Here is a 22704-nt window from a genome sequence, read left to right on the forward strand (position 1 = left end):
TGCCGGTTAGTGTGCTGCCGTCAGCGTCTGCGCTGGCGCTTCCATAATCACATTGCTGAGGTGACCGATATGTTCGATCTCAACTTCAATGCGATCGCCTTCGTGCATGAACAGCGGCGGATTGCGCTTTTTACCGACGCCGCCAGGTGAGCCGGTGATGATCACGTCGCCCGGGCTTAAACGGGTGAAGGTGCTGATGTACTCAATCAGCTCGGCGACTTTGTGGATCATGCTGCTGGTGTTGTCTTCCTGCACCATGCGGCCATTGAGCCAGGTGCGGATTGCCAGTTGATGCGGATCGGGGATTTCATCAGCCGTCGCCATCCATGGGCCAAAAGCCCCAGTCTGGCGCCAGTTTTTCCCGGCGGTAAACCAGGTGTGCTGCCAGTCGCGGGCGGAACCATCCATATAGCAGCTGTAACCCGCCACGTGGTTCAGGGCATCATCACGAGTAATATTTTCGCCGCCTTTGCCAATGATGACCGCCAGTTCACCTTCGTAATCGAACTCATTGGAGCTGCGCGGTTTCAGTACTGGCGAGTTATGGCCGGTTTGCGAATCCGGGAAACGCACAAACAGCGTGGGTGCCGGGTTGTGCTGGTCAAACTCTTTACGTTTTTCGGCGTAGTTCATGCCCACACAGAGGATCTTTTCCGGATGCTCAATCACCGGTAAGAAGGTGATTGCCTCCATGTTCAGATCTGCCGGTTCATTGGCGAACAGGCGGGCCTGAGTTAAACCATCGCCCTGTAACAGCGCCTTGAGGTCGCTGTAGCGGTCGCCAAGACGGCGACCTAAATCCACCACACCTTCGGCATTGACGATGCCGTAGCTGCGATTACCCTGATATGTAAAGCTTGCGAGTTTCATTGTTCTGTTCCTGCGTACATCAATTAAACAAGGAAGTTGCCGAGTACCAGCAGCGAGACGGAGACGTTAATCGCGCCGCCGATACGCGTGGCAATCTGGGCGAATGGCATCAGGCTCATACGGTTGCCTGCGGTCAGAATCGCCACATCGCCGGTACCGCCCTGGCCGCTCTGGCAGCAGGAGACGATGGCGACATCAATGGGGTGCATACCGATTTTTTTACCGACGAAGAAGCCTGTGGCGACCAGCGCAGAGACGGTGCTGACAATCACCAGCAGGTTGTTGAGGGTGAACGCATTCACCAGTTCCTGCCATGGGGTGATCGCTACGCCCACGGCGAAGAGAATCGGATACGTAACGGAAGTCTGGAAGAATTTGTACACCACCTGGGAGCCTTCCAGCAGGCGCGGAGACGCCCCGTTGCACAGCTTGACCAGTACCGCGACAAACAGCATGCCAACCGGCGCAGGCAGGCCAATCAATTTGTGGCCGAGCATGCCGATCATGTAGAGCAGCACCGCCAGCAACGCACCAGACGCAATGGTGGTGACATCCGTTTTGCCAGAGACAACAGGCTGTGAAGCGGTGGTATCTGCATTTGCGCGATTCGGCATCAACTGGCCTTCACCGGTCAAATGCGGATAGCGTTTACCCAGTTGGTTAAGGCAACCGGAGATAATAATCGCCGTCAGGCCGCCGAGCATAACCATCGGCAGAACGCGCCCCAGCGCTACACCCTGGTCCATATGCAGCAGCGTGGCATAACCGATGGAAAGCGGGATCGCCCCTTCCCCGACGCCGCCCGCCATGATCGGCAGAATGATAAAGAAGAAGATCTGGAACGGTTCCATCCCCAGCGCCAGGCCGACGCCCATCCCCACAATCATGCCGACGATTTCGCCGCACAGCATCGGGAAGAAGATGCGCAGGAAGCCCTGAATCAGCACCGTGCGGTTCATGCTCATAATGCTGCCAACGATAATGCAGCAGATATAGAGATAAAGAATGTTGGTCGATTTGTAGAATTTGGTGGTGGACTCCACCACGACATCCGGCAGCAGCCCGTAGTAGACCATCGCGGACGGAATAAAGGTGGCGCAAATCGCCGCCGCACCCAGCTTGCCGACGATAGGCAGGCGTTTACCAAATTCACCACAGGCAAAACCGAAGAACGCCAGGGTGGCGACCATCACCACAATATCGCTCGGCAGCTTGCCGCCTAAACAGTCGATGGCAATCAGTACACCGGCCAGTAAGAATAGCGGTAGCGGGATAATACCCACTTTCCACGTATCCATAATGTGCCACCAGCGCTCTTTCAGCGCCGGGCGCTGCATATCTATTGGGTCGTGAGGTACAGAGAAAGAATCATCAGTTGTGCTCATAATAAGCCCCTTGGTTATTTTTCACGTTCAGCTTAGGGCTACGAAGGCATACTTTATGTGAGGAAATGCATATTAAAACCAGAGTTTTAATGGCATCTATGGTTTTTAAGGTTTCTTTTATTTTGTGTGACTTACCGCTTATTTATTAGCGTGGTTTTTATGGTTTCTTTTATTAAATCGCGAATAAATACATTCTTGCATGAATTATTTTCGCAAAGCTTCGAGGTGATGTGCAAAGGCTCACAACTTTCCGTAAAAACAGAAGCCACCCGTACAAAAGGTGATACATTAGGCGTTCCAGTTGCTAACGTGCGTGATAGTCATGAAGTTGTCATTCCAGATAAAACTGTTTATATCGCTGGTTGCCTTTTTCTCGGTGCTATTTGCATTATTGGGTGGCTATTATTATGTCGATATGGAAAGACAGCTTTATCAGGAAATGAGCGGGCGCGCCAGAATACAAGCAGAAGAGATAGCGCTTATTCCCTCACTGCGTCAGGAAGTCGCCGATAAAGATATTGCAGAAATTAAAACGTATATGCAGAAACTGGCCGCGCACAGTGACGCCAGTTTCATTGTGATTGGCGATAATAAAGGAATGCATCTGTTTCATTCGGTGTTTGAGGACCGCGTGGGAAAAGAACTGGTGGGCGGCGATAACACCGAGGTGCTGGCTGGAAAAAGTACCACCACCATTCGCAAAGGTGGGCTTGGGATTTCACTGCGCAGCAAAGCGCCTGTTTTGAATGATGCAGGTCAGGTGGTTGGGATTGTTTCCGTGGGATATCTCACCAGCTATCTCGACGCGATTACGGTGAACAAAGTCGTCAATATTCTTCTGGCCGCCGTGCTGCTGCTGATCGCCCTGTTTATTTTTTCATGGTTCTTCACCCGCAGCATTAAGAAGCAGATTTTCTCACTGGAGCCGCGCGAAATTGGCCTGCTGGTGCGTCAACAAAAGGCGATGATGGAATCCATCTACGAGGGCGTTATCGCCATTGATAAAAACTGCCGAATCGAGGTGATTAACCAGGCCGCGCGTAAACTGCTTTCGCTGAGCCAACCGACGCGCCATCTGCGCGGGCAGCTTATCAGTGAGGTTATCTCGCCCGTGCCGTTTTTTGCCCCTGAAACCATGCTCGCCCGCGATACGCATGACGAAATTTGCCACTTTAATCAGTCGATGGTTATCGCCAGCCGGGTACGCATCATGCTTGAGAACGAGCTTCAGGGCTGGGTCATCACCTTCCGCGATCGCAACGATATCGACTCGCTGAGCGCGCAGCTTAGCCAGGTGAAGCGCTATGTCGATAACCTGCGCATCATGCGCCATGAACAGCTTAACCGTATGACCACCTTATCTGGGATGCTGCATATGGGCCGCTACGAAGAGGCGATTGGCTACATCCAGGCGCAGTCTGAACACGCGCAGGAGTTGCTGGATTTTATCTCCTCACGCTTTGCTTCGCCGACCCTGTGCGGGCTGCTGCTGGGTAAAGCCGCACGCGCACGTGAGAAAGGCGTCGAGCTGGCGTTTGATCCTGCCTGTCTGATGGATAAACCCTTCACTACGCTTAGCGAAACGGAGCTCATTTCCATTATCGGCAACCTGCTGGACAACGCGATTGAAGCCACCCAGCGATCTGCGCTTCCGCACGCGCCGGTTGAAGTACTGATAAAACTCACTGAACATGAGCTGATTATCGAAGTGGCGGATCAGGGCGTCGGCATTGATCCTGAAGTGCGTGAACGCATTTTTGAACGCGGCATCACCACCAAAATTCACGGCGACCATGGCATTGGCCTCTACCTGATTGAAAGCTATGTCACTCAGGCAGGCGGTGCGATAGAAGTGGCGGATAACACGCCGCGCGGCGCCATTTTTTCTCTTTTCATCCCCGCAGGGGGAGAGGCACGACGCGCCACGCCAGCGCAGGAAGAGACTGATTATGCAACATGAACTTATCGATGTACTGATCGTTGAAGATGAAAACGAACTGGCCCAGCTTCATGCGGAACTGATTAGCAAGCATCCGCGATTGCGCCTGGTGGGGATCGCCGGGTCGCTGGCCGAGGCGCAAATGCAGCTTGCGGAAAAGCAGCCGCAGCTGGTTTTGCTGGATAACTATTTGCCGGATGGCAAAGGCATCACGCTTATCAATAATCCACTGGTGATGCGGGCTAACTGTTCGGTGATTTTCATTACCGCCGCCAGCGATATGGACACCTGTAGCCAGGCTATTCGCAACGGGGCGTTCGACTATATTCTCAAGCCGGTATCGTGGAAGCGGTTGAGCCAGTCGCTGGAGCGCTTTGTGCAGTTTAACGAGCAACAACGCGTGTGGAAGATAGTCGATCAGCAGAACGTTGACTCGCTCTACCAGTTGCAGGCGAAAAATTATCGCCAGGACGGCGGCAGTAAGGGCATTGAAGAGAATACGCTGGCGCGGGTGCAAAAACTGTTTAATGACCAACCGGCGTACTGCTTCTCGGTTGATGAGGTGGTGAGCGAGACCGGGTTGAGTAAGACCACTGCACGCCGCTATCTGGAGCACGGCGTGGATAACGGTTTTCTGAGCGTTGAGATGCTGTATGGCAAGATTGGGCATCCGCGCAGGATGTATAAGCGGAGTGCGGCCTGAAGGGCCCCCTCACCCTAACCCTCTCCCATAGGGAGAGGGAACTGACTGTGCAGAACTGAAAGGTCAGCTCTGGTTTTCTCCCTCTCCCGGTGGGAGAGGGCCGGGGTGAGGGGCCAAAAAAATTACTTCAACATATACCCAAACAACCGCTCGATTCCATCGGCATCGGTTTCGCTGTAAACCCCCTGCAACTCCGGTGAGAAGCCCGGCAGCAGGTTTACGCCCTCTTCCAGCGCCAGGAAGTAACGTTGAACCGCACCACCCCATACTTCGCCAGGCACTACACAGAGCACCCCTGGCGGGTACGGTAACGCGCCTTCCGCAGCAATCCGCCCTTCCGCTTCACTGATACGCACCAGCTCCACGTTACCACGAATAAACTCGCGGTTGGCATCCTGCGGGTTCCTCACCACCTTCGGCAGGCTCTCTTTGCGGAACATCGCCTTTTGCAGATCTTTTACGGCAAAGCTGACATAAAGATTGTGCATCTCCTGGCACAGTTCGCGAAGGGTGTAATCGCGATAACGCACCGGATACTTGTTGAATATCGTCGGCAGTACGTCAGCCAGCGGCGTGTCGTCTTCGATGTGCTGCTCAAACTGGGCCAGCATCGCCACCAGTTGCGCCAGCTTCTCGCGGCTCTCGGCAGGCGTCAGCAGGAATAAAATGGAATTGAGATCGCACTTCTCCGGCACGATACCGTTCTCGCGCAGGTAGTGCGCCAGAATCGTCGCCGGGATCCCGAACGCCGTATATTCGCCGGTCGTGGCGTCGATCCCCGGCGTGGTGAGCAGCAGTTTGCAGGGATCAACAAAGTACTGATCCTGCGCGTAACCTTCAAATCCGTGCCAGCGCGCGCCTGGCGCAAAACTAAAGAACTTACGATCGCTGGCAAGCGTTTGGGTCGAATAACTCTGCCATGGGCGGCCATCCACCTCTGGCGGCACGAAGGGTTGGATCATCTTGCAGTTAGCAATGATCGCTTTACGCGCGTCGATCCCCAACTCAACGCATACTGCCCACAAACGACGTCCGCTTTCACCTTCATGAATTTTGGCGTTGATATCCAGCGCGGCAAACAGCGGATAGAACGGGCTGGTTGAGGCGTGAAGCATGAAGGCATTATTCAGCCGTTTGTGCGGGCAGAAACGCGCCTGGCCGCGAATATGGTTATCTTTTTTGTGGATCTGCGAGGTCTGGGAGAATCCGGCCTGCTGCTTGTGCACCGATTGGGTGACAAAAATACCCGGATCGTTCTCGTTAAGTTCCAGCAGCAGTGGAGAGGTATCGGCCATCATATCGATAAACTGCTCGTAGCCGACCCACGCTGAATCAAACAGAATGTAGTCGCAGAGATGACCGATTTTATCCACCACCTGACGCGCATTATAGATAGTGCCATCGTAGGTGCCGAGCTGGATCACCGCCAGGCGGAAGGGACGCGCGTCCTCCGCTTTTTCCGGCGCAACGTCGCGGATGAGCTCACGTAAGTAGCTATCATTAAAGCAGTGCTCATCAATACCGCCGATAAAGCCGAACGGGTTACGTGCGGCTTCCAGATAGACCGGCGTCGCACCGGCCTGAATCAGCGCGCCGTGGTGGTTGGATTTGTGATTGTTACGGTCAAACAGCACCAGGTCACCGCGCGTCAGCAGTGCGTTGGTGACGACTTTATTCGCGGCCGACGTGCCGTTAAGCACAAAATAGGTTTTGTCGGCATGGAATACTTTTGCCGCGAATTTCTGTGCATCTTTCGCAGAGCCTTCGTGGATCAGCAAATCGCCCAGTTTGACATCGGCGTTGCACATATCGGCACGAAAGACGTTCTCACCGAAGAAATCATAAAACTGGCGGCCCGCCGGGTGCTTTTTGAAAAACTCGCCGTGCTGATGGCCCGGACAGGCGAACGTGCTGTGGCCCATTTCGACATACTGGCTCAGCGTATCGAAAAACGGCGGCAGCAGATTCTCTTCATAGCGGCAGGCGGCGGATTCCAGCTCCAGCCACTCCTGTGCTTTGCCAGTGATCACTGCATCAACGCCCGCAGGAGCATCCACACCCTCCATCGCGAGCAAAAAGACCGGCAGATTAAACCCGGTACGCTTAAGCAGCGCCAGAATACCGCTACGGCTGTCCGCAACGGTAATGATGACGGCGGCAACGTCGGTAAAGTCAGTACTGTCCAGCGCCACCACGCGACGGTGAGTGGAGAGTTGAGAGACCAGCTCCGCGCTGGCGGCAATATGCAGTGATTTCATCGGCGCAACAACCCATTTCGGAAAAGTAAAAACCAGGACAAGACATTCAGTCTTGCCCCGCGAAACATCAGGGGCCCAACGGAGTTCCAGCCTCGACAGCGATAGCCTGGCTGGAGAAAAATCGCGCAATCATGGCACCTTTCACCGAGAGGGGCAAGATGCCCCCTGTCGGCGAGAATGTCTATTTAACCCACACTGAACCGATTAACCAGGTCATAATAGCGTCATACTCAAGGGATTATTTTACAGGAGTCAGCGTGGTTATTGGGCCATTTATTAATGCCGGGGCCGTCTTATTAGGCGGTATCCTCGGCGCACTTCTCAGTCAGCGTTTACCGGAACGTATTCGCAGCTCCATGACCTCTATTTTTGGTCTGACATCGCTTGGGATTGGTATCTTGTTAGTGGTGAAGTGCGAGAACCTTCCGGTTATGGTGTTAGCGACGTTACTGGGAACACTCATCGGCGAATTCTGTCTGCTCGAGAAAGGCATCAACAACGGCGTGAGCAAGCTGAAGAAACTGCTGTCGCGCAGGAGTAAGAGCAACAACAATCAGGAGACGTTTATTCAGAGCTACGTCGCCATCATCGTGCTATTTTGCGCCAGCGGTACGGGGATCTTCGGCGCAATGCGAGAAGGGATGACCGGAGACGCATCGATTCTTATCGCCAAAGCGTTTCTCGATTTCTTTACGGCGACGATTTTCGCCTGCACGCTGGGCATCGCCGTTTCAGCAATCGCCGTGCCGATGCTGGTGATTCAGATCGCATTGGCCATGAGCGCCTCGCTATTGCTGCCGCTCACTACGCCGATGATGATGGCCGACTTCACCGCCGTCGGCGGCATGCTGCTACTGGCGACCGGGTTGCGGATTTGCGGTATCAAAATGTTTGCCGTGGTGAATATGCTGCCAGCCCTGATACTGGCGATGCCGATTTCTATCCTGTGGACCGCCTTTTTCGCCTGAGTCGCGTGCAAATGCAGCAAGGTGATGATATATTGCGCAATTCGCATCAAATTTTATAAATTCCGTTGACGCGGAGAGGTGAATAAGGTTTAATGCGCCTCGTTGCCCGGATAGCTCAGTCGGTAGAGCAGGGGATTGAAAATCCCCGTGTCCTTGGTTCGATTCCGAGTCCGGGCACCACTATTTAAAGAACCCAGCCTATGGCTGGGTTTTTGCTTTTCTGGGGTTTGTACTCCACTCATCCAGCTTTTCTCCCTTCCGCTTTTAAATCATCGCTGTAATCCACGAGACGCGTTTTAATCTGTTGGGTATTGTCCTGGGCAGGTATCGTTAAGATGTCGTCAGGGAGAGGTTGTGCGCGCGGTATCGCCCGGTGGCGCTGCGCTTACCGGGCCTACAGAGTTCAGGCTCGCGCCGTTTAACTGTTTTTTCGCACTAACGCAAAAAGGCCATCCTTTCGGATGGCCTTCTGCTTTATTTGATGCCTGGCAGTTCCCTACTCTCGCATGGGGAGACCCCACACTACCATCGGCGCTACGGCGTTTCACTTCTGAGTTCGGCATGGGGTCAGGTGGGACCACCGCGCTAGTGCCGCCAGGCAAATTCTGTTGTATTAACCCGCTTACGCCGGTTAATTTAATCTGTTATCAAGCTTACTTATCGATGTCTCTTCGCCAAAACATCTTCGGCGTTGTAAGGTTAAGCCTCACGGTTCATTAGTACTGGTTAGCTCAATGCATCGCTGCACTTACACACCCAGCCTATCAACGTCGTAGTCTTCAACGTTCCTTCAGGACTCTTAAAGAGTCAGGGAGAACTCATCTCGGGGCAAGTTTCGTGCTTAGATGCTTTCAGCACTTATCTCTTCCGCATGTAGCTACCGGGCAATGCCATTGGCATGACAACCCGAACACCAGTGATGCGTCCACTCCGGTCCTCTCGTACTAGGAGCAGCCCCCCTCAATTCTCCAGCGCCCACGGCAGATAGGGACCGAACTGTCTCACGACGTTCTAAACCCAGCTCGCGTACCACTTTAAATGGCGAACAGCCATACCCTTGGGACCTACTTCAGCCCCAGGATGTGATGAGCCGACATCGAGGTGCCAAACACCGCCGTCGATATGAACTCTTGGGCGGTATCAGCCTGTTATCCCCGGAGTACCTTTTATCCGTTGAGCGATGGCCCTTCCATTCAGAACCACCGGATCACTATGACCTGCTTTCGCACCTGCTCGCGCCGTCACGCTCGCAGTCAAGCTAGCTTATGCCATTGCACTAACCTCCTGATGTCCGACCAGGATTAGCTAACCTTCGTGCTCCTCCGTTACTCTTTGGGAGGAGACCGCCCCAGTCAAACTACCCACCAGACACTGTCCGCAACCCGGATCACGGGTCTACGTTAGAACATCAAACATTAAAGGGTGGTATTTCAAGGTTGGCTCCATGCAGACTGGCGTCCACACTTCAAAGCCTCCCACCTATCCTACACATCAAGGCTCAATGTTCAGTGTCAAGCTATAGTAAAGGTTCACGGGGTCTTTCCGTCTTGCCGCGGGTACACTGCATCTTCACAGCGAGTTCAATTTCACTGAGTCTCGGGTGGAGACAGCCTGGCCATCATTACGCCATTCGTGCAGGTCGGAACTTACCCGACAAGGAATTTCGCTACCTTAGGACCGTTATAGTTACGGCCGCCGTTTACCGGGGCTTCGATCAAGAGCTTCGCGTTGCCGCTAACCCCATCAATTAACCTTCCGGCACCGGGCAGGCGTCACACCGTATACGTCCACTTTCGTGTTTGCACAGTGCTGTGTTTTTAATAAACAGTTGCAGCCAGCTGGTATCTTCGACTGATTTCAGCTCCACGGGTAAACCGCTTCACCTACATATCAGCGTGCCTTCTCCCGAAGTTACGGCACCATTTTGCCTAGTTCCTTCACCCGAGTTCTCTCAAGCGCCTTGGTATTCTCTACCTGACCACCTGTGTCGGTTTGGGGTACGATTCAATGTTACCTGATGCTTAGAGGCTTTTCCTGGAAGCAGGGCATTTGTTACTTCAGCACCGTAGTGCCTCGTCATCACGTCTCAGTGTTAACAGAAGTCCGGATTTACCTAAACTTCCCACCTACACGCTTAAACCGGGACAACCGTCGCCCGGCCAACATAGCCTTCTCCGTCCCCCCTTCGCAGTAACACCAAGTACAGGAATATTAACCTGTTTCCCATCGACTACGCCTTTCGGCCTCGCCTTAGGGGTCGACTCACCCTGCCCCGATTAACGTTGGACAGGAACCCTTGGTCTTCCGGCGAGCGGGCTTTTCACCCGCTTTATCGTTACTTATGTCAGCATTCGCACTTCTGATACCTCCAGCATGCCTCACGACACACCTTCAACGGCTTACAGAACGCTCCCCTACCCAACAACACATAGTGTCGCTGCCGCAGCTTCGGTGCACAGTTTAGCCCCGTTACATCTTCCGCGCAGGCCGACTCGACCAGTGAGCTATTACGCTTTCTTTAAATGATGGCTGCTTCTAAGCCAACATCCTGGCTGTCTGAGCCTTCCCACATCGTTTCCCACTTAACTGTGACTTTGGGACCTTAGCTGGCGGTCTGGGTTGTTTCCCTCTTCACGACGGACGTTAGCACCCGCCGTGTGTCTCCCGTGATAACATTCTTCGGTATTCGTAGTTTGCATCGGGTTGGTAAGTCGGGATGACCCCCTAGCCGAAACAGTGCTCTACCCCCGAAGATGAGTTCACGAGGCGCTACCTAAATAGCTTTCGGGGAGAACCAGCTATCTCCCGGTTTGATTGGCCTTTCACCCCCAGCCACAAGTCATCCGCTAATTTTTCAACATTAGTCGGTTCGGTCCTCCAGTTAGTGTTACCCAACCTTCAACCTGCCCATGGCTAGATCACCGGGTTTCGGGTCTATACCCTGCAACTTAACGCCCAGTTAAGACTCGGTTTCCCTTCGGCTCCCCTATTCGGTTAACCTTGCTACAGAATATAAGTCGCTGACCCATTATACAAAAGGTACGCAGTCACCCCATAAAGAGGCTCCCACTGCTTGTACGTACACGGTTTCAGGTTCTTTTTCACTCCCCTCGCCGGGGTTCTTTTCGCCTTTCCCTCACGGTACTGGTTCACTATCGGTCAGTCAGGAGTATTTAGCCTTGGAGGATGGTCCCCCCATATTCAGACAGGATACCACGTGTCCCGCCCTACTCTTCGAGTTCACAACATATGCATTTTGGTGTACGGGACTTTCACCCTGTATCGTGCGACTTTCCAGACGCTTCCACTAACACACATGCTGATTCAGACTCTGGGCTGCTCCCCGTTCGCTCGCCGCTACTGGGGGAATCTCGGTTGATTTCTTTTCCTCGGGGTACTTAGATGTTTCAGTTCCCCCGGTTCGCTTCGTTAAGCTATGTATTCACTTAACGATAGTGCAACGAATTGCACTGGGTTTCCCCATTCGGAAATCGCCGGTTATAACGGTTCATATCACCTTACCGACGCTTATCGCAGATTAGCACGTCCTTCATCGCCTCTGACTGCCAGGGCATCCACCGTGTACGCTTAGTCGCTTAACCTCACAACCCGAAGATGTTTCGTAAAACACCATCGTGTTGCGAAAATTTGAGAGACTCGAACACACTTAAAAGTGTGTCGTTTCAATTTTCAGCTTGATCCAGATTTTTAAAGAGCAAAACTTCTTAATGCACTCGAAAGTACATTCAGAAGTTCATCATTTATCAGACAATTTGTGTGAGCACTTCAAGGAACGGTTCTTTAAGGTAAGGAGGTGATCCAACCGCAGGTTCCCCTACGGTTACCTTGTTACGACTTCACCCCAGTCATGAATCACAAAGTGGTAAGCGCCCTCCCGAAGGTTAAGCTACCTACTTCTTTTGCAACCCACTCCCATGGTGTGACGGGCGGTGTGTACAAGGCCCGGGAACGTATTCACCGTAGCATTCTGATCTACGATTACTAGCGATTCCGACTTCATGGAGTCGAGTTGCAGACTCCAATCCGGACTACGACATACTTTATGAGGTCCGCTTGCTCTCGCGAGGTCGCTTCTCTTTGTATATGCCATTGTAGCACGTGTGTAGCCCTACTCGTAAGGGCCATGATGACTTGACGTCATCCCCACCTTCCTCCAGTTTATCACTGGCAGTCTCCTTTGAGTTCCCGGCCGAACCGCTGGCAACAAAGGATAAGGGTTGCGCTCGTTGCGGGACTTAACCCAACATTTCACAACACGAGCTGACGACAGCCATGCAGCACCTGTCTCACGGTTCCCGAAGGCACCAATTCATCTCTGAAAAGTTCCGTGGATGTCAAGAGTAGGTAAGGTTCTTCGCGTTGCATCGAATTAAACCACATGCTCCACCGCTTGTGCGGGCCCCCGTCAATTCATTTGAGTTTTAACCTTGCGGCCGTACTCCCCAGGCGGTCGACTTAACGCGTTAGCTCCGGAAGCCACGCCTCAAGGGCACAACCTCCAAGTCGACATCGTTTACAGCGTGGACTACCAGGGTATCTAATCCTGTTTGCTCCCCACGCTTTCGCACCTGAGCGTCAGTCTTCGTCCAGGGGGCCGCCTTCGCCACCGGTATTCCTCCAGATCTCTACGCATTTCACCGCTACACCTGGAATTCTACCCCCCTCTACGAGACTCAAGCTTGCCAGTTTCAAATGCAGTTCCCAGGTTGAGCCCGGGGATTTCACATCTGACTTAACAAACCGCCTGCGTGCGCTTTACGCCCAGTAATTCCGATTAACGCTTGCACCCTCCGTATTACCGCGGCTGCTGGCACGGAGTTAGCCGGTGCTTCTTCTGCGAGTAACGTCAATTGCTAAGGTTATTAACCTCAACACCTTCCTCCTCGCTGAAAGTACTTTACAACCCGAAGGCCTTCTTCATACACGCGGCATGGCTGCATCAGGCTTGCGCCCATTGTGCAATATTCCCCACTGCTGCCTCCCGTAGGAGTCTGGACCGTGTCTCAGTTCCAGTGTGGCTGGTCATCCTCTCAGACCAGCTAGGGATCGTCGCCTAGGTGAGCCGTTACCCCACCTACTAGCTAATCCCATCTGGGCACATCCGATGGCAAGAGGCCCGAAGGTCCCCCTCTTTGGTCTTGCGACGTTATGCGGTATTAGCTACCGTTTCCAGTAGTTATCCCCCTCCATCAGGCAGTTTCCCAGACATTACTCACCCGTCCGCCACTCGTCAGCGAATCAGCAAGCTGATTCCTGTTACCGTTCGACTTGCATGTGTTAGGCCTGCCGCCAGCGTTCAATCTGAGCCATGATCAAACTCTTCAATTTAAGTTTGATGCTCGTGAATTAAACTTCGTAATGAATTACGTGTTCACTCAGAGACTTGGTATTCATTTATCGTCTTGCGACGTTAAGAATCCGTATCATTGAGTGCCCACACAGATTGTCTGATAAATTGTTAAAGAGCAGTTGCGACGCGCTTTAGCGAACTGTCGCGAGGTGGCGTATATTACGCTTTCCTCTCTCAGAGTCAACCCTGATTTTCAGGATTTTTCTCTTCAACCGAACCGGCTGTTTGTGTGAAGTGATTCACATCTGCCGTGTCAGTGGGAGCGCATTATAGGGAGTTACGCCGAGCCTGCAACCCCTAATTTGCACCTGATTCACTGACTGCTGCATTCCACAGCAAAACCCCGCCTTATACCCACTTAACCACAGAGTTATCCACAAAGAAGTGCATTTTGCTGAATAACAGACACAGCCCTACTCTGTTGCAGCCCACTCCTGCGGATAGCGTGACGGGACAAAACGCAGCGTCAGCAGCATTAATCCGACAACACAGCACGCATGAAATACCCAATCGACGACAAAATCCCCGCTCAGGCTACGCAATATTCCAGAAAGATAGGGAGACAGTCCGGCGATGATAAAACCGATCCCCTGCATAAACGCCACCAGCTTTCCGGAAATAACCGGATGCCCGGCATGATCGAGCGCCAGCACCAGGCAAAGCGGGAAAGCACCACCCAGCCCCACTCCGCACGCGATCGCCCACAGCACAGAAAGATGTGCAGGCCAGAGAATAAAGCCGAGGAAACCTATCATTTGCAAGGCCAGCGCCACCAGCAGCAGTCGCCGCCGATCCTCATGCCGCGCCAACATAGGTAGCAGCAGCGCGCCCGCCGTTTGTCCGACGGTCATCAACGCCAGCAGCGTACCGCTAAACTGTGCGCTATTTCCCAGTTGCATATAATAAGGAGGTAACCAGGCAATCAGGCTACCATAGCCGCCATTAATCACGCCGAAATAGAGCCCCAGGGTCCACGCGCGGGGATTGCGGGTGATACGAATTGCGCTCTGTGCGTTTCGTGAGCCTGTCTCGGGTGAAAGTCGGCTCTGCGGCCACCAGCCAATCAAGGCGATAATTGCAGGCACCGCCCACCACGCCAGTGAGGTGTGCCAGATTTCACTCTGACCCGCGATCCACGGCGTTAATGCCGCGCCCAACCCACCGCCGCCCATCAATGCCGCTGACCACAGTCCCATGACCTGCGGCATATGACGTTGAAACTGGCGCTTGATAACCGTGGGCATCACAACCTGAATAACGCCAATGCCGATTCCCCCCAGCAGCGCGCTAGTCAGCAGCACCACGCTGTGAGGCGCCAGCTCACGCATTAGCGCCCCAATAATGATCATCAACAGACCGACCGCCACGCTATCACGCTCGCGAATATGACGAGTGATCCAGCCTCCCGCCAGCGCCAGTCCGCCCATCGCGACCATCGGTAATGCGGTAAGAAGAGAAGCCACAGTAAAACTCATGCCGCTGGCCGCACGTAATTGCGGGAGTAAAGGCCCGATTGACGTGAGTAGCGGACGCATATTCAGGCCAATCAGCACCAACACAAGGAGCATCAGACCCGTACGAGGAGATTGATTCATATTGTTCTTTGAGCCCGGCGCGGATAACGCGCCAGGCTTTACTCGGGTTTAGAAAGGTTTTGTCGGCAGATATTTGCCATCAAGCGTAATCACCGCGCGTTCACCGCCTTCCGGGTCAGCCACTTTTTTGACATCCAGCTTGAAGTTAATGGCGCTGATAATGCCGTCGCCAAATTTCTCATGCACCAGCACCTTCAGCGTGGAGCCATACACCTGCAGGATTTCATAGAAGCGATAAATGGTCGGGTCAGTGGGGACGCGATCGTCAATACTGCCGCGCAGTGGGATCATTTGCAGAAGCAGCACCGCATCTTCATCCAGTGAGAGCTTTTCACCAACCAGACGCGCCGCATCAGCCGGCAGTGCATGCTGCCCCAGCAAGGCCGCGGTAACAAAAGCTTCAGATAAGCCCGTACCATCGGTGAGTTGCGCAAAGGTCAGATCTTTTTTCGCTTTGATAAGCAGAATCTGGTCAGCCAAAGAGAGGCGAATATCGCGGTTAATTTGTGCGTGGATCATAATGGAACCTCCTGTATAGAGAGAAAAAATTAAGCTGCGGTGAGGCTGCGAAGCGGCATCGCGTAGGTATTTGGATTTTCGGCAAGCGAGACAAACTGCCCGCTGGCACCGTTGTAAGCGGCAATATCGCCACGTTCGATGTCGTAAACCCAGCCGTGTAATGCCATCCGCCCCTCTTCCAGCGCCAGGCGTACTGACGGGTGGGTCTGAATATTGGCCAGCTGTGCGATAACGTTTTCACGCACCATTGATGCGGTTTTCGCCTGCAATGAAATATGCGTGCGTGATTCATTCACCACGCGGGCTGAATCGGCATAGCGCAGCCAGTGGCTGACGGCGGGCATACTGTCCAGGCAATGGCATCCGGCGATGGCCGTCATGGCGCCACAGTCAGAGTGACCACATATAACAATGTCATTTACTTTCAAAACCGACACGGCGTACTCCACCGATGCGGTAACGCCTCCCGGTTCCGGGCCATAAGAAGGAACAATGTTGCCCGCATTACGGATGACAAACAGATCGCCAGGCTCACGCTGCGTCACCAGCTCCGGCACCAGGCGGCTATCTGAACACGATATAAAAAGCGCGCGTGGGTTTTGCTGGTTTGCCAGCGATCTGAAAAGCTCGGCGCGTTCGGGATAGACGCTGCGCTGAAATTTCAAAAAGCCATCAATAATCTCTTTCACGATTGTTCCTCTGTCTCACTATGGAATGGACACAGGCTACTCGCTACGTTCCATAAGATAAAAGACTCATTTATAATCAAGTCTATTGGTAAAACTTATGGGAAAGATGATGCTGTTACGACATATTCACTACTTTCTGGCCGTCGCTGAGCATCGCGGCTTTACCCGTGCCGCCACGGCGCTTCACGTTTCGCAGCCCGCGCTTTCTCAGCAAATCAGACAGCTTGAAGAGTCACTTGGCGCGCAACTGTTCGATCGCAGTGGTCGCCATATTCAGCTCACCGATGCTGGCGAAGCCTGGTTGGGTTACGCGAAAAATGCGCTGAGATCGCTGGAAGAGGGAAAGCGGGCAATTCATGATGTCGAGGATTTGAGCCGTGGCTCACTGCGCGTCGCCGTTACCCCCACGTTTACCTCGTGGCTTATCGGGCCGCTCATGGCGAGGTTTTATGCGCGCTATCCCAATATCACCCTTGCGTTACAGGAGATGTCGCAGGAAAAGATGGAAGAGCTGCTGCTCAACGATGAACTGGACATCGGCATCGCGTTTGATGATGTTCATTCGGCAGACATCGACGTACTGCCGCTACTGAAGGAATCCCTTGCGTTGATGGTGTCTGAAAGCCATCCTCTGGCGCAACAGGAGTGCGTAGCCTTGTCACATCTTAATAATGAACGACTCATTTTACTGAGTGAGGAATTTGCGACGCGCGAACAAATTGATCGCTATTGCCGCCAAAGAGATCTGCATCCGCAGATAGTAATAGAAGCAAACTCTATCAATGCCATTCTGGAACTGGTGCGTCGTACAACGCTCGCCACCTTGCTTCCATCGCCAATCGCCGCGCAAAATGAGGGATTAAAAGCCGTTTCACTGACGCCGCAGTTGCTGGAACGAACAGCCGCGTTGATGCTACGCAAAGGCGCGTGGAGAACGGCCGCCGTGAAGGCATTTATGGCAATGGCGCAGGAAGTGACGAAAACGTACACCCGGTAACATTGAATTTCGCACGCCAGCAGGCGATAGTGCTTTTTTGACTGAGACAGAAGACGAGTATGACATCAACCGCACTCTCATCGACACTCAAAGGCGGCGCGCTGATCCTGTTGCTTGCCCTGATTTACACCGGCCTCTTTACCGCTGACCGCACGACCTGGCTCATGGAGGTCACTCCGGTCATTATCATTGTGCCGCTGCTATTGGCCACGCATCGTCGCTACCCGCTGACGCCCCTCCTTTACACGCTTATTTTTTTCCACGCGCTTATTCTGATCGGCGGCGGCATGTACACCTACGCCAAAGTGCCCATCGGCTTCGACGTGCAGGAGATGTTTAACCTGAGCCGCAATCCTTACGACAAACTGGGCCACTTTTTCCAGGGGCTGGTTCCGGCACTGGCGGCGCGAGAAATTTTGCTACGCGGCGGCTACGTGCGCGGGCGTAAAATGGTCGGTTTTCTGGTCTGCTGTATCGCTTTGGCCATCAGTGCAGCCTATGAATTGATCGAGTGGTGGGCGGCGCTGGCGATGGGCCAGGGCGCAGATGATTTTCTGGGGACTCAGGGCGATCCGTGGGATACGCAATCAGACATGTTCTGCGCCTTGCTCGGGGCATTAACCACGGTATTGCTGCTTGGTCGTTACCATCAGCGCCAGCTAATGCGCTTACTGTAATTTCTCGAACCCGCCTGATTGGCGGGTTCTGCGTTATACAGCACACCGTTTATCAGGCAACAACCTTACAAATCAGGATGGTTCTTCTCAGGTCGCTCCAGCGCCAGATATCATTTTGCAATTTATCCAGCTTATAGAAGAAGATAGATTGGGAAGAAATTAGCAGTTTGGCGACGGCATCTGGCATGGAATCTGCCGGATTTTTGTCGGTGCCTTCCCGATGAACCTCAGAAAAACCATTCTTTTTACTTTCAGAAAAAAGCAGGCGTACATTGCGATCGATAATGTATTTTTTACCGTCAGCGACAACATAACCGTACTCGGAAACATAACTTCTTTTTTTAGCGAAAGGGACGATGTGCGCGGTAATCTGAATATCGCCGCTTAACGCCTCATTTCCGGATTGCATAACACGAATATCGACATTCCCGGAGCAATTCAACTCATCCGGCACTGAGAAACTCTGAAAAATTGCATTGATTGCCATCCCGATGATGGTAATCAAGATACTAACCACTATAAATATCGACGTAATTCTTACAGTCATTCACCTGTCCATCCGAATTCAACTTGCAAATTGAAACTATGCTTTCAGCAACACCTCCGCTCTGCCCCTTGTTATTATCATCGTAGTAGATAATCGCAGGAGTATCGCATTGCGAAAGCACCTCTTCACCTCGTTTGCTGGAAAAATAGTGTTCAACTTTCTCTATATTCACGTCACCAAAAAAATAGACATTACATTTTTTGACATGTTCGTACAGTTGATAACTGTGGGTTCTCTCTTTGAAGAAAACCAAAAGAAACAGGAGAATCGCAATAATGGATAATCCAATTGCCGCGAGCGGGAAAACTCTCAATAACAAATCATGCCAGGTTTTTAATGCAGGGCGTTTTAGCGATGATGCATTTTCAATATTACGCGAAAGATAATCACCAGGAAGATTCTCAAGTTTAACGTCATCAAGATGCAGTATGAATCCTTTCTTGGGAACAGTTTCAAGGACATTATCCACCCCAACGTCACTCAACCCACGCCGCAAGCTACTAATGCTATTATTCAAACTGCTTTCAGATGAAACCAGTCCAAAATCTTCCCAGACTTTTGTCAACAATGCTTCACGGCTTACCTGTAATTGATTATTTTCCAGGAGAACCAGAAGTAGCCTACAGGCAGGGTTAGAGAGGGTCACTTCCTTATCATTGCCGTACAATTTCCGTTCGGCAACAATAAAATCGACCGAGTTATTTATTATGTATTTCATATACCTGTATCATCAAACTCACAATCTGGCTGTGGAATATTTCACCACAGCTGGGATATTATAGATCACGCGGGTAGGCATAACAAAAATAATTAAAACGTAATTACACATAGAAATAATAAGGCTATTTATTTAACCCTATTGTTTTCAGGTATATTTCAAGCTCATCATAATTGAGAGGAGCTGAATGTAAGAATCCCTGTTGAAGTTGGCCACCATTCGCGCAGAGATATTCACATTGCGCTCGTTCCTCTACTCCTTCGATAATAACATTGAGGTTTAAAGCCGAAGCGAGAGCCAGCGTATGGCGAATAATCACGTCAGCCCGCTCAACCTGATACTCCTGAATGAAGCGGCGATCCAGTTTAATGCCATCGACATCCAGCATTAATAGATAGTCGAGATTAGAATATGAGGTGCCAAAATCATCGAGGAAGATCTTCGCATTCGCAAATTTCAGAAGCTGCAATACCGTACGGGAAATACGGTTAAGGCTTTGCGTCTCCGTGACTTCAATAACAAAAGCATACTTTTGCGCGGGAATAGCCGCCTGAAAAGCGAGATATTCCGCGACAAAACCGGATGCCTGAATAGACGCGGCGTTAAAGTTCAATGCCAGATGTAACCCGTCAGGTAGCATGGCATCAAGCCTTGAGATATCCCGGCCGACCACGGCCATCAGGTAGCGGGAAAACTCCAGCGCCAGCCCCGCCCTTTCGAACTCCGGGATGAAGTTCGAAGGCGAGTAAATATAGCCGCTCTTTCCCCGCCAGCGGGTGAGAACTTCCAGGCCATAGAGTTCCCCGGTCACCGCGTTGATTATCGGCTGATAACAAGGATAAATAGCGTTGTCACTCAGCGCCTGACGCAGTTCACTTTGAAAAAAATAAAACCTGGACATTCTCGCCTCTTAATCACATCAAATCCTTTTGAAATTAATTCAACAAACCATTATGGATAATAAAAATGCACGCCTGGTTGTAACTTTCGAATCCCAGGTCACGGTAGAAACGCTCACGGTGAAAATAGACCCGTTTAACAGGCATTCTGAACTGCTTTGCGATCAGCGCCAGGCTCTCCCCGGCCTGAATCAATCGCATTAACTCAAGATCGATACCCCTGATAAATCGCTTTTGCCAGGCGATGTTCTTTATCTCGGAGAAATTGCCGCCATGCAGGCACGCAGCGATAACGTCCTGACATACACTGATGCCACCACGCATATCGATCTTCTTGTATTTTTCATATCCTTTTCTGAAATAGATAGCACCTTTCATCTCCAGAACAATAAGCTCAACCTTTACTTTTTTATCAAGCAGAAGTGCGCGAACTTTTTCTACGAAATTAAATGGCATGCGATTATCCACTAACAGATAACACTCATCCCCTTGCCAGAAGGCATCCATATCAAACCCGTCAATACCATCAACGCTCATATGTTGTAGATTGGGGATAAGTTCTTCTAATGCATGATACAGAAAACGATCATGGCTAATTAAAATTTTGCTATTCATGATTAAATTTGAGTAATTTCCTACTCGACAGTAATCAACATAATTGTTGATCCTGAGAATTCTCCTGCTTCAGGTGTGCCATTGGTACGCAGACGAGACTTAACGCTGACCTCTGTCTGGCTGTTTACATCAAGAGTGAAACCGGTCGTCCCCAGTACATTGTCATTAAGATAGAGCTCAGAATAGAGGCTGCCATCGGCGCGCAAATCCACTTCATTTGCGGAGTAGATGTAGAGTTTTAAGGTCTGCGCGGTCGTGCAGCTAATGCTGACATTTTCGCTGACTTCATGACCTTCAAGTTCACGGCGAGAAAGCGTGCCGTGATCGAGCGTCAGGACATCCTGATCAAAATCGCAGGAACCGCTGGGTGCCGGGGCAACGCCGCAGATACTGCCTTCCATCAATGGGTAGCCCTGAAATGTAGTATCATTTATTTCAGAGTTATTACTTCCCAGGTTTTTCCCCGCAGCGTAAAAAATCCCGACACACTCTTCTGTCGCAACAGTATTACCACTGTGTCGCGTTGATGATGAATAAGGTAGCGAAAATACCGCTTTGAACTCTTTCGCCAAATCACCCATTGTCTCTGCCGTTAGCAGGAACGGATAAACTCCAGCTCCCCAGGAACGATTTGTACGAGGACCTGATGTCCCAGCAGCATTATGTCGGTGGCCGATGAAAATGGTGCAGGCGCTCAGCCCATAACAGGGGTTGGGTGATGTATCATTTTCATCCCAATCAGCAATAGTAAACGTATAGTCATAACAATAAGTCGCTGTTGAAGTACACGTGCTCAATGTATCAATCCAGCTCCAAATCGACGCCGAAGAGACATGACTAAAAGAAAGCCCACCCAGCAAAATCACAGCACAAATCAGTCGTTTCATGGGGTTCTTCCTTTACTGGTATTGAATTTTTAGCGTGGCGGATGCGGAGAAGACGCCCGTTTCCACCTCACTACCGTCAATTTTTACCGGGGCCGCCTGTAATAGCGGGATCTCCGGCCAGGTAAAAGGCGTCCAGGTATTCAGCGGCATCGCCTCGCCGTTCATGTAGATTTTGATCCCCAGCCCTTCCCGGTCCGTTGCCAGATAATCGTCGCTAAAGGAGGTGGCGGTGCCTTCAAACTGCATTTCGAGATCGTTCGAGACGAGCTCTTCACACGACAGGGTGTAATCAATACTTTTCATAAAGTTTTCCCCGTTTATCTCGCGCGATTGCAGGTTGCTGCCGAAGTCGACGTTAATCGTCTCGCCGTTATTAATTTCACAGACGCCATCCACCAGCACACCGGTCACATTCACCGTCAACGCCGCCTGAGCGGATGGCATCCACAACGCTGCCGCCAGCAGAGCCAAAAAGTATCTAGTCATAGTTAAGCCTGAAGTGAATAAGCGCATGCCAGGCTCCCGCCACCAGCGGCGAGGCCGTGCGTTCCGGCGCGATATAGTAGAAAAGCTGATTGTCGCCAGGTTCCAGCAATAACGGCTGGCCCTCACCGCCTAAACGAATGTCACGGTGATAACGGTCTGTCATCCGTAATGCCATACCCTGCGTCCCATTAACCCGAATCAGACTGGGATTCATCGGTTCTGAGGGCGCAACAAACGTCACGGTGACGGAAGGCTGATCGCGGCTCCAGAGCAGGTTGCCGCTCCACGCATCGCGCTGCGAACTCGGCGATGGCAGGCAATCTTCCAGTCGTATTTCAACGCGGACAGGCGAACCTTGATCCCCCGGCTTTTTCAGCGACGCGGTCGGGATTGTCCCCATATCAACCTCCTGCCAGGTCGAGGCCATCGCCAGGCGACAAGCGCTCTCAGTGAGCGCACCGTGTACATGCAGCAGCCCATATTCGCCATCAACCAGCTGCGGCTCCTGCGCATGAACCAGGCCCGCGGCCATCATCCATGCCAGAAAGCCACTGACGGTGAAGATTGCAGTTTTCATCCAG

18 protein-coding genes, 1 tRNA gene and 3 rRNA genes are annotated in these 22704 nt (G+C 52.0%); 6 read left to right on the forward strand and 16 right to left on the reverse strand.

All coding sequences use genetic code 11. From position 1 onward, the window contains the following. Positions 1-6: 6 nt before the first annotated feature. Complete coding sequence (locus AC1MKH_RS20615) at positions 7-870, reverse strand: fumarylacetoacetate hydrolase family protein (protein WP_015963045.1); 864 nt, start codon at positions 868-870, stop codon at positions 7-9. A 23-nt stretch (positions 871-893) separates the two neighbouring features. Further along, positions 894-2255, reverse strand: coding sequence for a 2-hydroxycarboxylate transporter family protein (locus tag AC1MKH_RS20620; protein WP_276223780.1), 1362 nt, complete (start codon positions 2253-2255; stop codon positions 894-896). Between the two features lie 322 nt (positions 2256-2577). Here AC1MKH_RS20620 and AC1MKH_RS20625 point away from each other — a divergent pair, with 322 nt between their 5' ends. Continuing rightward, entirely contained in the window at positions 2578-4215 is a 1638-nt protein-coding gene (locus tag AC1MKH_RS20625) for an ATP-binding protein (RefSeq protein ID WP_276223782.1), read from the forward strand. Further along, positions 4205-4897: a response regulator gene (locus tag AC1MKH_RS20630; RefSeq protein ID WP_276223784.1), complete on the forward strand. Its 693-nt coding sequence runs from the start codon at positions 4205-4207 to the stop codon at positions 4895-4897. The genes AC1MKH_RS20625 and AC1MKH_RS20630 overlap by 11 nt, the downstream gene beginning before the upstream one ends. A gap of 122 nt (positions 4898-5019) precedes the next feature. Here the strand turns inward: AC1MKH_RS20630 and AC1MKH_RS20635 are convergent, their stop codons facing one another. Next, positions 5020-7155, reverse strand: a complete 2136-nt coding sequence (locus tag AC1MKH_RS20635; protein WP_276223786.1) for an ornithine decarboxylase — start codon at positions 7153-7155, stop codon at positions 5020-5022. 257 nt (positions 7156-7412) lie between these two features. Here AC1MKH_RS20635 and AC1MKH_RS20640 point away from each other — a divergent pair, with 257 nt between their 5' ends. Further along, positions 7413-8123, forward strand: a complete 711-nt coding sequence (locus tag AC1MKH_RS20640; protein ID WP_276223788.1) for a DUF554 domain-containing protein — start codon at positions 7413-7415, stop codon at positions 8121-8123. Positions 8124-8227: 104 nt separating this feature from the next. Further along, positions 8228-8303, forward strand: a tRNA-Phe gene (locus AC1MKH_RS20645). Between the two features lie 303 nt (positions 8304-8606). Here the strand turns inward: AC1MKH_RS20645 and rrf are convergent. The 6 genes from rrf to AC1MKH_RS20675 all read right to left on the reverse strand — a co-directional run bounded on the left by rrf (position 8607) and on the right by AC1MKH_RS20675 (position 16297). Further along, positions 8607-8722 (reverse strand): 5S ribosomal RNA (gene rrf, locus AC1MKH_RS20650). A 96-nt stretch (positions 8723-8818) separates the two neighbouring features. Next, a 23S ribosomal RNA gene (locus AC1MKH_RS20655) occupies positions 8819-11725 on the reverse strand. Positions 11726-11930: 205 nt separating this feature from the next. Continuing rightward, positions 11931-13472 (reverse strand): 16S ribosomal RNA (locus tag AC1MKH_RS20660). The 16S, 23S and 5S rRNA genes sit together here, the layout of an rRNA operon. A gap of 435 nt (positions 13473-13907) precedes the next feature. Beyond that, entirely contained in the window at positions 13908-15089 is a 1182-nt protein-coding gene (locus AC1MKH_RS20665) for a cyanate transporter (protein WP_276224718.1), read from the reverse strand. 48 nt (positions 15090-15137) lie between these two features. Then, entirely contained in the window at positions 15138-15608 is a 471-nt protein-coding gene (gene cynS, locus AC1MKH_RS20670) for a cyanase (protein WP_003032552.1), read from the reverse strand. Between the two features lie 29 nt (positions 15609-15637). Beyond that, entirely contained in the window at positions 15638-16297 is a 660-nt protein-coding gene (locus AC1MKH_RS20675; protein WP_276224717.1) for a carbonic anhydrase, read from the reverse strand. Between the two features lie 109 nt (positions 16298-16406). Here AC1MKH_RS20675 and cynR point away from each other — a divergent pair, with 109 nt between their 5' ends. Continuing rightward, positions 16407-17294, forward strand: a complete 888-nt coding sequence (cynR, locus tag AC1MKH_RS20680; protein ID WP_276224720.1) for a transcriptional regulator CynR — start codon at positions 16407-16409, stop codon at positions 17292-17294. A 59-nt stretch (positions 17295-17353) separates the two neighbouring features. After that, positions 17354-17971 carry a DUF2238 domain-containing protein gene (locus tag AC1MKH_RS20685; protein WP_015963034.1) on the forward strand — a complete coding sequence of 206 codons (618 nt, stop codon included), beginning with the start codon at positions 17354-17356 and terminating at the stop codon, positions 17969-17971. A gap of 52 nt (positions 17972-18023) precedes the next feature. Here AC1MKH_RS20685 and AC1MKH_RS20690 read toward each other — a convergent pair whose 3' ends face one another. From AC1MKH_RS20690 to AC1MKH_RS20720, 7 genes are all read right to left on the reverse strand, one after another. Then, positions 18024-18476 carry a hypothetical protein gene (locus AC1MKH_RS20690; RefSeq protein WP_276224716.1) on the reverse strand — a complete coding sequence of 151 codons (453 nt, stop codon included), beginning with the start codon at positions 18474-18476 and terminating at the stop codon, positions 18024-18026. Between the two features lie 4 nt (positions 18477-18480). Then, a complete protein-coding gene (locus AC1MKH_RS20695; protein ID WP_276224715.1) occupies positions 18481-19236 on the reverse strand; it encodes a winged helix-turn-helix domain-containing protein in 756 nt (251 codons plus the stop codon). Between the two features lie 124 nt (positions 19237-19360). After that, complete coding sequence (locus AC1MKH_RS20700) at positions 19361-20137, reverse strand: EAL domain-containing protein (RefSeq protein WP_276224714.1); 777 nt, start codon at positions 20135-20137, stop codon at positions 19361-19363. A 34-nt stretch (positions 20138-20171) separates the two neighbouring features. Further along, positions 20172-20750: a hypothetical protein gene (locus AC1MKH_RS20705; protein ID WP_276224713.1), complete on the reverse strand. Its 579-nt coding sequence runs from the start codon at positions 20748-20750 to the stop codon at positions 20172-20174. A 20-nt stretch (positions 20751-20770) separates the two neighbouring features. After that, the gene (locus AC1MKH_RS20710) at positions 20771-21637 is read right to left on the reverse strand and encodes an MrpH family fimbial adhesin (protein WP_276224712.1); all 867 of its coding nucleotides are present in this window, start codon (positions 21635-21637) and stop codon (positions 20771-20773) included. Positions 21638-21649: 12 nt separating this feature from the next. Then, positions 21650-22123: a fimbrial protein gene (locus tag AC1MKH_RS20715; protein ID WP_276224711.1), complete on the reverse strand. Its 474-nt coding sequence runs from the start codon at positions 22121-22123 to the stop codon at positions 21650-21652. Further along, entirely contained in the window at positions 22116-22700 is a 585-nt protein-coding gene (locus tag AC1MKH_RS20720; protein WP_276224710.1) for a fimbrial protein, read from the reverse strand. Before AC1MKH_RS20720 ends, AC1MKH_RS20715 begins: the two co-directional genes overlap by 8 nt. Positions 22701-22704 lie beyond the last annotated feature (4 nt).

Source organism: Pseudocitrobacter sp. CD920760 (assembly GCF_057782505.1).